The following is a 14,298-nucleotide window of genomic DNA, read 5'->3' on the forward strand; positions in this document are numbered from 1 at the left end:
GGCATGGCACACAAGAAGGCGGGCGGCAGCACCAAGAACGGTCGCGACTCTCAGTCAAAGCGTCTGGGCGTCAAGCGCTACGGCGGTGAGGCGGTCTCTGCGGGCAGCATCATCGTCCGCCAGCGCGGCACCCACTTCCACGCCGGCGAGAACGTCGGGGTGGGCAAGGACTACACCCTGTTCGCCAAGAGCGACGGTCGGGTTGTCTTCGAGCGCAAGGGGCCGGCCCAGCGCCGCCGGGTGCGAATCGAAGCGGTCTAAGGGCGGCGACCCATTCCGGACCCGTAAAGCCCCGCCATGGAGCGGGGCTTTTTTGTATACGGACGCGCTACAGCGCAGAGGCCGAGCATGCGATTCGTCGATGAAGTCACCTTTGTCGTCCGCGCCGGGGACGGCGGCGACGGCTGTGTCCACTTCCGGCGCGAGAAATATGTGCCCCGGGGGGGGCCTGACGGCGGCGATGGCGGCCGCGGCGGCAGTGTCTACCTCGAGGGCGACGAAGGCCTGAACACCCTGGTCGATTACCGTCACGATCGCTTCTTCAGTGCCGAGAGCGGTGAGGCTGGCGCAGGCCGGCAGTGCACCGGGCGCTCGGGTGTCGACCGCGTCCTGTCGGTGCCGGTCGGCACCCTGGTCATGGACGAAGGCACCGACGAGGTCATCGGCGACATTACCCGCCACGGCGAGAGGCTGATGGTGGCCGCCGGCGGACGTGGCGGGCTGGGCAACCTCCATTTCAAGAGCTCGACCAACCGCGCCCCGCGTCAATCCACCGACGGCACCCCCGGGGAGTCTCGGGAGCTGCGTCTGGAGCTTCAGCTGCTGGCCGATGTCGGGCTGCTCGGCATGCCCAACGTGGGCAAGTCGACCCTGATCCGCACCATCTCCGCCGCTCGCCCGAAGGTCGCCGATTACCCCTTCACCACCCTCTATCCACAGTTGGGCGTGGTCCGTTACGAGGCGCAGCGCTCGTTCGTGGTGGCCGACATCCCCGGCATCATCGAGGGGGCGGCCGAGGGGGCCGGACTCGGGGTGCGGTTTCTCAAGCACCTGAGCCGGACCGGTTTGCTTTTGCACCTGGTCGACGGGGTGGCCGAGGAGGAGCGTGGCGGTGACCCGGTGGCCGAGGCGCAAACCCTGCTCGCCGAGCTCCAGGCGTTCAGCCCCGAGCTGGCTGAAAAGCCGCGCTGGTTGGTGGTCAATCGCCTCGACGCCCTGCCCGAGGAGGTGCGCGAGGAGCGGGTAGCGGAGATCGCCCGGGGCCTGGCGTGGGACGGCCCGGCTTACGGCATCTCGGGGCTGACCGGCGAAGGGGTAGATCGGCTCTGTGGGGATATCATGAGGGACCTGGAGGCGCGACGCAGGGAGGATGAAGGTGGGGCGACGTGAGGCGCTGCGCCAGGCCCAGCGCTGGGTGATCAAGGTCGGCAGTGCCTTGATCACCGACAACGGGCGGGGGTTGGCGCATAAGCAGATCAGCGCCTGGGCGGATCAGGTGGCGGCACTGCGCAAGGCCGGACGCCAGGTGACCCTGGTTTCCTCGGGGGCAGTGGCCGAGGGGATGCAGCGGCTGGGCTGGCGCAACCGGCCGCGAGCCGTCTATCAGCTCCAGGCTGCGGCCGGCATCGGGCAGAGTGGCCTGGTCCACGCCTGGGCCGAGGGCCTGGCGCGGCACGGACTGCAAACCGCCCAGGTCCTGCTGACCCACGACGACCTCTCTGATCGACGCCGCTACCTCAATGCCCGCAGCGCGCTGCGCGAGATGCTCCGCCTCGGCGTGGTGCCGGTCGTGAACGAGAACGATACGGTCGTCACCGATGAGATCCGTTTCGGTGATAACGACACCCTGGCTGCGCTGGTCGCCAACCTGGTGGAGGCCGAGGCGCTGGTGGTCCTGACCGATCAGCCCGGCCTGATGGACCGCGATCCGCGTGCGCATCCCGACGCCGCGCTGCTGGATGAAGTCCGTGCCGGCGACCCGGAACTCGAGCGGTTGTGCGGCAGCACTGCCGGGGTCCTGGGCCGTGGCGGCATGCTGACCAAGGTCCGCGGTGCTGAGCGGGCCGCCCGCTCCGGTACCTACACGGTGGTCGCCAGCGGGCATGAGCCACGGGTGATCCAGCGTCTGGTCGAAGCCGAGCGAGGGCTGGGGACGCTCTTCGTACCCGATCAGGAGCCCCTGGCGGCGCGCAAGCAGTGGCTGGCCAGCCACCTGCAGACCCGTGGCGCGCTGACCCTCGACGAAGGCGCTGCGCGAGCCCTGCGCGCGTCCGGCAAGAGCCTGCTGCCGGTCGGCGTGGTGGCCGTGGCGGGTGACTTCTCCCGCGGGGAGATGGTCGTCTGCCGGGATCCGTCGGGGATCGAGGTGGCGCGCGGTCTGGTCAACTATGCCGCCGACGAGGCGCGACTGATCTGCGGACGTGCCAGTCGTGATATCGAGGCGGCGCTCGGCTACGTCGATGAGCCGGAGCTGATCCACCGCGACAACATGGTGGTGACGGTGTAGGTCATGCTCGGGCCCGCCCTTCGCGTCTTGGTGCCGTTGGCGACCGGATGTCTGCTCGGCGGCTTGCTCGCCGCTTGTGGCGCCTGGCCGCTGTCACCGGCGCAGCAGGAGGCCTTCAACGCGGCGCGTGACGGCGATGCCGCCACCCTGGAGCGGGCCCTGGACGGTGCTGCCGATGTGCAGGCAACCGACGGATCCGGGCGCGGACTCTTGCACTACGCCGCCCTCAACGGCGAGGCGGGGGTGGTGGAGCTGCTCATCGAACGCTCGGACGGGGCGGATCTCGAGCTCCGCGACGACGGCGGGCGGGTGCCCCTGCACGAGGCGGCCGCGGGTGGGCACACCGAGGCGGTGGCGGCGCTGCTGTCAGCCGGGGTAGCGGTGGATCCCGTTGACGGGGATCGGCGGACACCGTTGATGCTGGCCGCCCGCAGCGGTGATCCGCGCACAGTGGAGGCGTTGCTGGCTGCCGGGGCGGAACCGGATCGTCAGGATGCCGATGGTGCGACCGCGCTGTCGATGGCATCGGCCGCCCGCTACCCCCGGGTCGCAGCGCAGCTGCGCGAGGTCAGCGAGCGACCGGCCGCCCCCTGGGCCCTGATCGGGGTCGTGCGCGCGGGCGATGTCGAGACCCTGGCCTGGATGCTCGACCGCGGGTTGCCAGTGGATCTCGCTTGGCAGGATGGCGATGACTTCCTCTCCCTGGCGGATATCGCCGCCGAATCCAGCCCGCGGGCTGCGGCTCTACTGCTGCGCCGAGGTGCGCAGCTGCACGGGGACGGGACTGCGGCCCTGGTGGCGGCGGCGCTCCACGGGGATGCCGATCAGGTCGCCGAGCTGCTCGGCGAAGGGGTGGATCCCGACGTGACGGTCCGCGGTGGCGATGCCGAGGGCCGTACGCTCCTGATGGAGGCGGCACGCCTTGGGTATGACGAGGTGGTGGCAGACCTCTTGGCTGCGGGGGCTGATGCCAGCGCCGTCGACGAGCACGGCGCCGATGCGCTCTGGCACGCCGCGGTAGGCTACGTCTCGCCGGGGGACGAGCAGGCCGGGCTGGAGCGCGACGCGGATCGGGGCACTGTGGTCCGGACCCTGCTCGAGGCCGGCGTTGCCCCGTCCAGCGGCGACCGTCACGATTTTGCCGCCATTCATGCAGCGGCGGCCCGGGCGGAGGCGAAGACTGTCGAGGCGCTCCTCGATGCCGGCGCCGGCCTGGAGCAGACCGATCGCAACGGCCGGACACCGCTAATCTTCGCCGCCCAGGCCGGCAACGAGGCGACCCTGGCCGCCCTGCTGGCGCGAGGGGCCGATCCGCGGGCCGTGGATGCGCTCGGCGCTACGGCGCTGACCCATGCCCGGTTGGCCGAGTCGCGTGGTATGGCCGAAGAGGCGGTAACGGCCGTGCGCGAAGCCGGGGGCGGTAAGGCCGTGGGGCCGCGCCAGGGGACGCCGGGGTTGTCCGTTGGCGGCGATCACCAGCGCCTGATGCGTCTCGACGCCCCGGTGGCCATCTTCGACAGTGCCGGCTACGACGGTCACAGTGCCCGTTTTCTGCCCTACACCACGGCTTGCCGGGGTCACGGTTGCCTGGTGCCGCCCGTGGTCGTGCTGCCGGCCGGGACAACGGTGGAGCTGGTGGCCCGCGAGGCAGCCGAGGACGGCCGGCTCCACGGGGTCTTCCTGGTCCAGGAGCCGGGCCTGCGCGGACTGCTGTTCGAGGATTACCTGTTCGGCGCTTGGCCACCGGACGGGACGGCGGTCAGCGAGATCAGCGTGGGGCGGGTGGCGCACATCCGCGGCATGGACTGGGTCGAGATCTTCGATGTCGATCTGCCAGCTGCCACAGGCGGGCTGTTCTGGTGACGGCCACGGATGGGGGGGGGCACAACGCAAAACGGGCGCCTTGAGGGCGCCCGCTTGGGATGCTGCGCGTTCCGGTTGCCCGGTTCAGCCGGCGAGGCTACGCACCTTGGCGTTAAGCCGGGACTTGTGGCGCGCGGCCTTGTTCTTGTGGATGATCCCGCGATTCGCCGAACGATCGATGACTCGCACGGCACTGCGGTAGGCCTGCTGAGCCTGATCGTGGTCCCCGGTCTTGACCGCCTTGAGAACTTTCTTCATCGAGGTGCGCATCTCGCTGCGGCGCGACTTGTTGCGCAGCCGGCGTTCTTCGGCCTGACGGGCACGCTTCTTGGCGCTCGCGATATTCGCCACGGTTGTACTCCTGCTCGCTTGCGATCCTCGGAGACGGGGTCCTAAGCTGTCATAGCGGACCCTGCAAAGCGCGTAAATATGCCTGCTGGCGTGATCGCTGTCAAGCGCGCCGGGTTACTCCCCGGCAGCGGTGGCCAGCGTCCAGGCCAACAGTTCGCTGCCGACGCTTCGGTTGGCGGCTCCCAGGGCGGCAACAGCCGCATCGACGTCACGGGCCGGTGCCTCCTCAGTGGCCGAAAATCGCTCGGCGTCGATGATCCGCCGTTGCCCGACGTCCACCAGACGGGCATCCACCACCACCCGCGCTCGTGGTGTCTCATCACGGGCATCCAGCTGGAAGTCGCGCAGGGTGGTGCGCAGTTCCAGGTCCGCGGCGAGGCGGTCGCCGTCGGCGCTCAGGTGCCGGATACGGCCGTCGCTCCGGAAGGTGTCGATGAGGTGCTCCTGCCAGAGCCGGGGCAGCGGCGAGACCCAGCGCGCGCCGCTAAAGGCGCTCATGCGGTGTTCGCCGGTAGCGACGGCGATCCGGTTACCGGCCAGCAGGTCACTGCTGCCGGGAGCGGCCACACGCAGCGTCCAGTCCACCTCGCGACCAGCCGGCGACGGTGCGTCCGCATCGGGCGGCGGCAGGCGATAGGCGGTGTAGGTCTCGGGGTCGGGCAGCAGGGTGCAGGCGCTCAGCGTCGCGGCTGCCAGCAGCGTCAGCAGCAGGCCGGGGCGGCGGGGCGTTTTCACGGCTGGTACTCCTCCATCTGCTCACGGCGCAGCAGTTGCCCGCCGGGGTCCTGTCCCAGGCGTCGGAGCAGGCCGCGCAGGGCGCCCAGGGTTTGCTGCAGCTCTTCGCTCAACGGTTCCAGGTCCTGCAGGCTCTGCAGGCCGCGTTCGACAGCCTCGCGGTTGTCGCGGAACAGCTCCTGCGCCTCGCTGCTGCTTCCCTCGAGCGCCTCGGCCGCGCGCGCGGTGCTGCGTAGGATCTCGCGGCCCGGGCCGTCAAGCAGCGCGCGGATCTCCTCAAGCATTTGTTGCGCCTCGCTCAGGGTCTCCTGAAGCTGCTCGCCGCCATCGGCCAGGGCGGTGATGCCCCGGCCCAGGTCGTCGCTGCGCGAGGCCACCGTCCCGCTGGTCCGCTCAAGGTGTTTGAGGGTGGCGCTCAGGGTCTCGATGTTCTCCGGAGAGAGCAGCTGATTGGCGGTCTCGACCAGGTCGTTGATGCCGGCCAGCAGTTGGTCGCTGTCCTGGCGCAGACGGGCCATGGGCGAGGGCTCCGTCTCGATCCGCGCCATTCCCCGATCCGGTGGTTCAAGCGGCGGAGCGTCGGCATCGCCGGGCTTGAGCCGGATGTGGGCACCGCCGGCGAACAGGCTCGAGCTGCCGATCTGGGCCCGGGTGTCGCTGCGGACCGGGGTGTCGCCCCCCACCGTGATGCGGGCGATCACCCGCCGCGGGTCGTCGGGGTCGAGGGTCAGGTGGTCGATCTCGCCGACGTTGATCCCGTTGAACTTCACCGGGCTGCGCGTGGTCAGGCCGCTGACATCCTCTTCGAAGACGATCTCGAAGCGCTGCCGTTCACCGTGGAGGTCGGAGTCGGTGAGCCAGACCCCGAAGAGGATGACGCCCACGATCAGGGCCAGGGTGGCCAGCCCGATCCAGAAATGCCGCGCCCGGGTCTCCATTCAGCGGTTCTCCTGCGTGCTGCGGGCGGCGCGCCCCCGCGCGCCATGGAAATAGGCCCGCACCCAATCGTCGTCGATGGCGCTCACTTGCTCAAGCGTGCCCGTGGCCAGAACCCGCTGGTGGGCGAGCACCGCAACGCGGTCACAGGTGGCATAGAGCGTATCCAGGTCGTGGGTGACCAGGAAGACCGTCAAGTTCAGCGCGTCGCGCAGGGTGACCAGCAATCGGTCGAAGCCGCCGGCACTGATCGGATCCAGGCCGGCGGTGGGCTCGTCCAGGAACAGGACGTCCGGGCAGAGCGACAGGGCGCGGGCAAGGGCAGCCCGCTTGACCATCCCGCCGGAGAGTTCGGCGGGGTAGCGCGGGCCGGCCGCCGGGTCGAGGCCGGTGAGCGCCAGCTTGACCCGGGCCAGGTCTTCGGCCTCGGCGCGGGTTAGCCCGGCGTGTTCGATCAGGGCCAGCGCGACGTTCTCGGTGATGGTCAGCGACGAGTAAAGGGCGCCGTGCTGGAACAGTACGCCGATGCGCCGCTCCAGCCCGCCCCCTTGTCGGAGGGCGTCGACGGATTGGTCGTGGATCCGGATCTGGCCGGCGGCCGGGCGCAACAGTCCGATGAGCGTGCGCAGCAGGACCGACTTGCCGCTGCCCGAGCCGCCGACTAGGCCGAGGATCTCGCCCCGGTGCACGTCCAGATCCAGCCCGTCGTGGATGGTCTGCCCGCCGAGTCGGGTGACCAGGCCGCGGACCCGGATCGCCGGGTGAGGATCGGTGGTGCTGGCGCTCACCATCCTATCTCCACATAGATGAGGGCGGCCACGGCGTTGAGGATGATGACCCAGAAGATCGACTGCACCACCGCCGAGGTGGTGTGCGTGCCCACCGACTGCGCGCTGGCACTGCACTTGAGTCCTTCCAGGCAGCCGATGATGGCGATCACGAAGGCGAAAACCGGCGCCTTGGCCAGTCCGGCAAGGTAGTGGCGCAGCGAGATGTCGCTGTAGAGCGAGATGATCCGCCCCGCGGGGACGTCGACGTTGAGCAGGGTGACCAGCCCACCGCCAGCCAAGCCACAGACCACCGCCACGAAGGAGAGGACCGGCACGGCAATCAGCAGCGCGACAACCCGCGGGATGACCAGCATCTCGATGGGGCTGAGCCCCTGGGCGCGCATGGCATCGATCTCCTCGTTGGCCTTCATCGAGCCGATCTGGGCCGTAAAGGCGCTGGCCGAGCGTCCGGCGAGGAGGATCGCGGTGAGCACGACGCCGAACTCGCGCAAGAACGCATACGCCACCAGGTCCACAGTGAAGATGCCGGCACCGAAGCGCCCCAGCACGGTGATTCCGAGAACCGCAATCACCGCCCCGACGGCGAAGGTCAGCAGGGCGACGATGGGCAGCGCCTCCAGCGCCGTATGCTGGAGCTGGCGCGAGACCGCGGCCGGGCGCCAGCGCCAGGGGCGCAGGGCGCTGGCGGCGAAGGCGGCGAGGACCAGACCGGTAAAGGCGATGGCCCGGGCCAATTGTTGGCCCGCATGGCTGATTTGTGCCCCCAGGCCGATCGTCAGGCGCCCGAAGAAGTAGGGTTCACGGGTCGGTTCCGGGGTGGCGCGGGCACGCTCGCTAGCTGCCGCCACGGCCTGGAGCAGGTTGCGTCGCTCGGCGGAGAGCTCGGGTGCCGTGCGCGCCAGCGCTTCGACACGTTCCGGCCCGAGCAGGCGGGCCAGTAGGGTCGCGCCGGCGGTGTCCAGTCGTTCCAGTGCGCCGAGATCGACCCGCGGTTCGCCGTCCAGCCGCGTCTGCTCCACTTGCCGGAGCACGGTGCGGTAGTGGGCCAGGGTCCAGTCGCCGCCGACAAGCACCTCGGGCCCCGCTGCCCCGTGCCGGCACCTCAGGTAGCCCGGGTCAGCCACGGATGGTCGTATCCCCTTGACCGGGCGCTGTATCATCAGCGCCGTCGCTGTTTGCTGTGTGCCGAGGAGGCGTTCCCTGCGTGGTTACCGGTCTGTTTCGCCACATCTTCACGTTCGGCTCCCTGACCCTGGTTTCGCGGATCCTCGGTTTGGCCCGGGATGTGATCATCGCCGGGGTGTTCGGCTCGGGGGCGCAGACGGACTCGTTTATTGTCGCCTTCAAAATCCCCAATTTCATGCGGCGGATTACCGCCGAAGGGGCGTTTTCGCAGGCGTTTGTCCCGGTGCTCACCGACTATCGCACGCACAGCACGCACCGCGAAGTCCGCGCCCTGATCGCTTACAGCGCCGGCACCCTCGGGGCGGCATTGGCGTTGGTCACGGCCCTCGGCATGGTGGCGGCGCCGGCGGTGGTCAGTGTCTTCGCCCCCGGTTTCAGCGACGATCCGGAGCGCTTCGCGCTGACCGTGGACCTGCTGCGGGTGACCTTCCCCTACATTCTATTCATATCCCTGGTCGCGTGCGCCGGGGCCGTGCTGCATACCTGCAACCGGTTCGCCTCCTTCGCCTTTGCGCCGGTGTTGCTGAACGCTGCGATGATCGGGGCCGCGCTGTGGGCCACGCCGTGGTTCGAAGAGCCGATCATGGCCCTGGCGGTGGCCGTGGCGGTGGCCGGTGTCCTGCAGCTGCTGCTGCAGCTGCCGTTTCTCTACCGGGAGGGGCTGCTGGTCTGGCCTCGGCCGTCGCTGCGCCACCCCGGGGTGCGGCGGGTGGCCCGGCTGATGGGACCGGCGGTGATCGGCTCCTCGGTGATGCAGGTCAACCTGCTGGTGGACACCATCCTCGCCTCCTTCCTGATCACCGGCAGTGTCAGCTGGCTTTACTTCTCGGACCGCCTGGTGGAGTTCCCGCTGGGGGTGTTCGGCATCGCGCTGGGAACCGTGCTGCTGCCGCGGCTCTCGGCCGAGCACGCCGGCAGTGAGCCGGAGCGCTTCTCGCGCACGCTGGACTGGGGGCTGCGTCTGGTGCTGCTGGTGGTGGCGCCGGCCACGGCCGGGCTGATCGTGCTCGCCGGGCCGATTCTGGCTACCCTGTTTCAGTACGGTGCCTTCGGCGCGGACGATGTGGTCGCCGCTTCCTGGTCTCTGGCCGCCTACAGCCTGGGTCTTTTCGGATTCGTCCTGGTCAAGGTGCTGACGCCGGGATACTTTTCCCGGGAAGACATGAAGACCCCGGTCTACTGCGCGGTGGCCGCCGTGGCGGTCAACCTGGTCCTCTCAGTGAGCGCGGTCTGGGCCCTGCACGAGACGCCCTTCGGCCACGTGGCTCTGGCCGCCGCCACGGCGGCCTCGGCGACCGTCAATTCGGCGCTGTTGTTCACCGGCCTGGTTCGCCGGCGGGTCTACCGGGGGGGCAGCGGCTGGCTGCGCCTGACGGTGCAGGTGGCCGTGGCCACGTCACTGATGGTGGCGGTCCTGCTCTACCCCGCGCTGCGCCTGGAGGCGTGGCTGGAGGCCGGCGTTGTGGCGCGCGTGCTGGCGCTGACCGGTGTCGTGGCTGCCGGCGGGGCCGTCTACTTCGCTGCGCTCTACGCCCTGGGTGTCCGGCCGCGGCAGTTCCGCGAACCGGAGGCGGCCGGTGAGCCGGGCGGCTAGCCGAGGCTGTTGCCGGGCTAGTACACTTGATCCTTTTCTCAGGGGCCATGGAACTCATCCGGGGATTGCATAACGTCCGGGCCCGTCACCGCGGCGCGGCGATCACCATCGGCAACTTCGATGGGGTCCACCGCGGGCACCGGGCCATGATCGAGCGCCTGCGCCGGGAGGCGGCGCGGCGTGGTCGGCCGGCCGTCGTGGTCACCTTTGAGCCGCACCCCAGGGAGCGCCTGGCCCCGGCGCGGGCGCCGGCGCGTTTGACCGGGCTGCGCGAGAAGGTGCGCCGGCTCGCCGAGACCGGTGTGGATGCGGTGCTCTGCCTGCGCTTCGATCAGCATCTGGCGGCGGTGGAGGCCGAGGCCTTTGCCGGCGAGTTGCTCGGTGAGCGCCTGGGTGCCGGATACGTCCTAGTCGGCGACGATTTCCGGTTCGGTCGCCAGCGCCGGGGAGATCTGGACATGCTTCGGCGCGTTGGCCGCGAGCGGGGCTACGAGGTGGCACCCATGGACACGGTGGTGCGCTCCGGGGAGCGGGTGAGCAGCACCCGCATCCGTCAGGCCGTTACCCAGGGGCGCTTCGCCGATGCGGCCGAGCTGCTCGGACATCCCTATTGCGTGCAGGGGCGTGTGGTCCACGGTGATGCCATGGGCCGGAAGCTCGGCTGGCCGACGGCCAATCTACGGCTGTCACCGGAGCGCATCCCGCTCGACGGTATCTACGCCGGGTGGGCCCGGGGGGCTGCCGAACGCCCGTGGCCGACGGCAATCAGTGTCGGCGTGCGCCCCACGGTGGGGGGGCGGCGCTTGGTTTTCGAGGCTCACCTGATCGATTTCGACGGCGACCTCTACGGCCGCCACCTCTGCGTCGAGCCGGTGGCCCGGCTCCGGGGCGAGGAGCACTTCGACGGGCTCGATGCGCTGGCGAGACAAATCGGCGAGGATGTACGCGCGGCGCGGCGCGTGCTCGGTCAAGAACACCATTAGGCGAGGCGGCGACGTGAGCGAGTACAAGCACACCCTCAACCTTCCCCACACCGAATTCCCGATGCGGGCGCGTCTGGCCGAGCGTGAGCCGCAGCGCCTGCAGCGCTGGGAGGAAGAGGACCTCTACGGCGCCATCCGGCGTGCGCGGTCGGGGCGCGAGCGGTTTATCCTGCACGACGGTCCGCCCTACGCCAACGGCGATATCCATATCGGCCACGCGGTCAACAAGATCCTCAAGGATATCATCGTCAAGGCGCGCACCCTGGACGGGTATGACGCGCCGTACATCCCCGGGTGGGACTGCCACGGCCTGCCGATCGAGCACAAGGTCGAGGAGGAGGCTGGCAAGCCCGGCGTAGACCTGAGTTACGCGCAGTTTCGTGAGCGCTGCCGGGCGTTCGCTGCCGAGCAGGTGGACGGACAGCGCCAGGACTTCAAGCGCCTGGGCGTGCTCGGCGACTGGGAGCGCCCCTATCTGACCATGGATTACGCCACCGAGGCCGGCATCCTGCGGGCCCTGGCCCGGATCTTCGAGGGCGGGCACGTTACCCAGGGGTTCAAGCCGGTGCACTGGTGTGCCGACTGCGGCTCGGCCCTGGCCGAGGCCGAGGTGGAGTACGAGGAGCGCACCTCGCCGGCGGTGGATGTGCGCTTCGCTGTGGCGGACGAGATGGCGCTGCAGCAGCGCGTCCTGCTCGAGGGCGAGGGTGCCCAGGCGGGAACGGCCTCGGTGGTGATCTGGACCACCACGCCCTGGACGCTACCGGCCAACCGGGCGGTGGCGGTGCATCCCGAGCTGGAGTACCTGGTGGTCGCCCTGGATCACAGCGAGCGGCTCATCCTGGCCGCCGATTTGGCCGAGTCGACCCTGGCGCGGGCCGGCATCGGCCGCCACGAGGTGGTGGGCCGCTGCCGCGGGGCGGATCTGGAGGGACTGACCCTGCGCCACCCCTTCCTTGAGCGCGAAGTCCCGGTGGTTCTCGGCGGGCATGTGACCACCGACGGGGGTACCGGTTGCGTGCACACGGCGCCGGGGCACGGCCAGGAGGACTTCGAAGTCGGGCAGCGCTACGCTCTGGAGGTGACCAATCCGGTCGACGGCGCCGGCTGCTTCTTCGAGGATACCGAGCACTTCGGCGGGCTGAATGTCTTCGATGCCAATCCCCGGGTCGTCGAGGTGCTCGAGGCCGGCGGGGCGCTGCTGCACCACGAGAAGTACCGGCACAGCTACCCCCACTGCTGGCGGCACAAGACCCCGGTGATCTTTCGGGCCACGCCGCAGTGGTTCATCGATCTGGATCGTCACGGCATGCGCGAGTGCGCTCTGGCCGGGATCCAGGGCGTGCGCTGGATGCCGGAGTGGGGCCAGGCGCGCATCGACGCCATGGTCCGCGGGCGTCCGGACTGGTGTATCTCCCGGCAGCGCCACTGGGGCGTGCCCATCGCCGTGTTCATCCATCGCCGCAGCGGCGAACCGCATCCGCAGACGCCTCAGCACATGGAAGCGGTCGCCGAGCGCATGGAGCGCGAGGGACTGGAAGCCTGGTGGGACCTGGATCCCGCGGAGCTGCTCGGTGACGAGGCCGCCGAGTACGAGAAGGTCACCGACATCCTGGACGTCTGGTTCGACTCCGGGGTGACCCACGCCACCGTGCTGGATCAGCGCGACGGCCTGCAGGTGCCGGCGGATCTCTATCTGGAGGGCTCGGATCAGCACCGCGGCTGGTTCCAGTCTTCGCTGCTCTCCTCGGCGGCAATCCGCCGTTCGGCGCCCTACCGTGGCGTGCTCACCCACGGATTCACCGTGGATGAGCAGGGGCACAAGATGTCCAAGTCGCGCGGCAACGTGGTGGCCCCGCAGGACGTGATGGACCGCCTCGGCGCCGATATCCTGCGCCTGTGGGTGGCCTCGGCGGATTACAGCGGCGAGATCGCTGTCTCCGACAATATCCTGCAGCGCACCGCTGATGCCTACCGTCGCATGCGCAACACTGCCCGGTTCCTGCTCGGCAATCTGCACGGCTTCGAGCCCGGGCGTGATGCTCTGGCCGCGGAGCAGATGCTGCCCCTGGACCGTTGGGCGGTGGCGCGGGCCCGGGAACTGCAGGAGCGGATCGTCGCCGCCTATGACCGCTACGAGCTGCACCGCATCTACCACCTGCTGCATAACTTCTGCGTGGTGGACATGGGTGGCTTCTATCTCGATGTGCTCAAGGACCGTCTGTACACCACGCCGGCGGACAGCCGCGCCCGGCGCTCCGGCCAGACGGCTATGTACCACATCGCCGAGGCCTTGGTGCGCTGGCTGGCGCCGATCCTCTCCTTCACCGCCGACGAAATCTGGGGGCATCTGCCCGGCGATCGCCGCGAGCCGGTGTTCACGGCGGAGTGGTACGATGGGCTCTTCCCGCTGGACAACGAGTCGCGCGAGGCCTCGTTCTGGGAGCGGGTCATGGAAGTGCGCACGGTGGTCAGCCGCGAGCTGGAGCGGCTGCGTAACGAGAAGGTGATCGGCGCCAATCTGGATGCCGAGGTGGACCTCTACGTCCCCGAGGCGCTCGCTGCGGAGCTCGCCCCGCTGGGCGATGAGCTGCGCTTCGTGCTGATCACTTCGGCGGCACGCATCCACGACGTCGCCGAGGCTCCGGCCGGTGCCGCCAGCGCCGCCCTGGAGGATGGCACCGAGGTGCGCATCGTGGTGGCCGCCTCCGGCCACGACAAGTGCCCGCGTTGCTGGCATCGTCGTCCCGATATCGGCGCCAGTGATGAGCACCCGCAGCTGTGTGGGCGCTGCGTCGAGAACGTGGCCGGGGCCGGTGAGCGCCGGGCCACGGCCTGACGGGGGTGGGATGGGCTACCGGCTCTGGCTTCTGCTCGCCGTCGCCATCGCGGCCCTGGATCAGGCCTCCAAGGCGTGGGCCCAAGCGGCGCTGCGACCTTACGAGTCGGTCGAATTGCTGCCCGTGCTCAGTCTCACGCTCGGCTACAACCCCGGGGCGGCGTTCAGCCTGCTCGGCGACGCCGGCGGCTGGCAGCGCTGGCTGCTTGCCGGCATCGCTGCCGCCGTGGGGGTCTACCTGATCTACTGGCTGCGCCGTATCGGGGCGTCGCAGCCCTGGCTCGCCTTGGGGGTGGCTCTGATCCTGGCCGGGGCCCTGGGCAACCTGGTCGATCGCCTGTACCTGGGGTACGTGGTTGATTTCATCCACCTCCATTACGCTGGGTTTCACTGGCCGATCTTCAACGTCGCCGATATTGCCATCACACTGGGAGCCGGCCTGGTGATCGCGCTGCTCGTGTTCTCAAAATCGGCCACTGAACACTGAACCGCTGCAGGCAGAACCGGAGGTTTCC

At 69.6% G+C, this 14,298-nt stretch carries 13 protein-coding genes; 8 read left to right on the forward strand and 5 right to left on the reverse strand.

Annotation, left to right across the window (positions count from 1 at the left end):
* Window positions 1-3 precede the first annotated feature (3 nt).
* The 4 genes from rpmA (at window position 4) to LRF89_RS04585 (ending at window position 4,369) form a co-directional block, all read left to right on the forward strand.
* Window positions 4-261: a 50S ribosomal protein L27 gene (rpmA, locus tag LRF89_RS04570; RefSeq protein WP_201171682.1), complete on the forward strand. Its 258-nt coding sequence runs from the start codon at window positions 4-6 to the stop codon at window positions 259-261.
* Between the two features lie 87 nt (window positions 262-348).
* The gene (cgtA, locus tag LRF89_RS04575) at window positions 349-1,389 is read left to right on the forward strand and encodes an Obg family GTPase CgtA (RefSeq protein ID WP_201171679.1); all 1,041 of its coding nucleotides are present in this window, start codon (window positions 349-351) and stop codon (window positions 1,387-1,389) included.
* Window positions 1,370-2,506, forward strand: coding sequence for a glutamate 5-kinase (gene proB, locus LRF89_RS04580; protein WP_201171677.1), 1,137 nt, complete (start codon window positions 1,370-1,372; stop codon window positions 2,504-2,506). The genes cgtA and proB overlap by 20 nt, the downstream gene beginning before the upstream one ends.
* A 3-nt stretch (window positions 2,507-2,509) precedes the next feature.
* Window positions 2,510-4,369, forward strand: a complete 1,860-nt coding sequence (locus LRF89_RS04585) for an ankyrin repeat domain-containing protein (protein ID WP_238636664.1) — start codon at window positions 2,510-2,512, stop codon at window positions 4,367-4,369.
* A gap of 84 nt (window positions 4,370-4,453) precedes the next feature.
* Here LRF89_RS04585 and rpsT read toward each other — a convergent pair whose 3' ends face one another.
* The 5 genes from rpsT to LRF89_RS04610 all read right to left on the reverse strand — a co-directional run bounded on the left by rpsT (window position 4,454) and on the right by LRF89_RS04610 (window position 8,306).
* On the reverse strand, window positions 4,454-4,720 hold the full coding sequence (gene rpsT / locus LRF89_RS04590; RefSeq protein WP_238632676.1) for a 30S ribosomal protein S20: 267 nt from the start codon (window positions 4,718-4,720) through the stop codon (window positions 4,454-4,456).
* Between the two features lie 114 nt (window positions 4,721-4,834).
* Window positions 4,835-5,455: an ABC-type transport auxiliary lipoprotein family protein gene (locus LRF89_RS04595; protein ID WP_201242595.1), complete on the reverse strand. Its 621-nt coding sequence runs from the start codon at window positions 5,453-5,455 to the stop codon at window positions 4,835-4,837.
* Complete coding sequence (locus LRF89_RS04600; protein WP_201171671.1) at window positions 5,452-6,393, reverse strand: MlaD family protein; 942 nt, start codon at window positions 6,391-6,393, stop codon at window positions 5,452-5,454. The genes LRF89_RS04595 and LRF89_RS04600 overlap by 4 nt, the downstream gene beginning before the upstream one ends.
* The gene (locus tag LRF89_RS04605; RefSeq protein ID WP_201171670.1) at window positions 6,394-7,182 is read right to left on the reverse strand and encodes an ABC transporter ATP-binding protein; all 789 of its coding nucleotides are present in this window, start codon (window positions 7,180-7,182) and stop codon (window positions 6,394-6,396) included.
* Window positions 7,176-8,306 (reverse strand): MlaE family ABC transporter permease, encoded by a 1,131-nt coding sequence (locus tag LRF89_RS04610; RefSeq protein ID WP_238632672.1) that lies wholly within the window; start codon window positions 8,304-8,306, stop codon window positions 7,176-7,178. The genes LRF89_RS04605 and LRF89_RS04610 overlap by 7 nt, the downstream gene beginning before the upstream one ends.
* Window positions 8,307-8,386: 80 nt before the next feature.
* Between LRF89_RS04610 and murJ the strand changes: the two genes are divergently transcribed.
* Genes murJ through lspA form a run of 4 tightly spaced genes read left to right on the forward strand, consistent with a single transcriptional unit; the run spans window position 8,387 to window position 14,270 of the window.
* A complete protein-coding gene (gene murJ / locus LRF89_RS04615) occupies window positions 8,387-9,961 on the forward strand; it encodes a murein biosynthesis integral membrane protein MurJ (RefSeq protein ID WP_201171666.1) in 1,575 nt (524 codons plus the stop codon).
* Window positions 9,962-10,008: 47 nt separating this feature from the next.
* Window positions 10,009-10,944 carry a bifunctional riboflavin kinase/FAD synthetase gene (locus LRF89_RS04620; protein WP_238636665.1) on the forward strand — a complete coding sequence of 312 codons (936 nt, stop codon included), beginning with the start codon at window positions 10,009-10,011 and terminating at the stop codon, window positions 10,942-10,944.
* A gap of 13 nt (window positions 10,945-10,957) precedes the next feature.
* The gene (gene ileS, locus LRF89_RS04625) at window positions 10,958-13,783 is read left to right on the forward strand and encodes an isoleucine--tRNA ligase (protein WP_238636666.1); all 2,826 of its coding nucleotides are present in this window, start codon (window positions 10,958-10,960) and stop codon (window positions 13,781-13,783) included.
* Between the two features lie 10 nt (window positions 13,784-13,793).
* Entirely contained in the window at window positions 13,794-14,270 is a 477-nt protein-coding gene (gene lspA, locus LRF89_RS04630; protein WP_201171657.1) for a signal peptidase II, read from the forward strand.
* The last annotated feature ends 28 nt before the right edge of the window (window positions 14,271-14,298 follow it).

The organism is Halorhodospira sp. 9621, assembly GCF_022228055.1.
Taxonomy (GTDB): Bacteria; Pseudomonadota; Gammaproteobacteria; order Nitrococcales; family Halorhodospiraceae; genus Halorhodospira; species Halorhodospira halophila_A.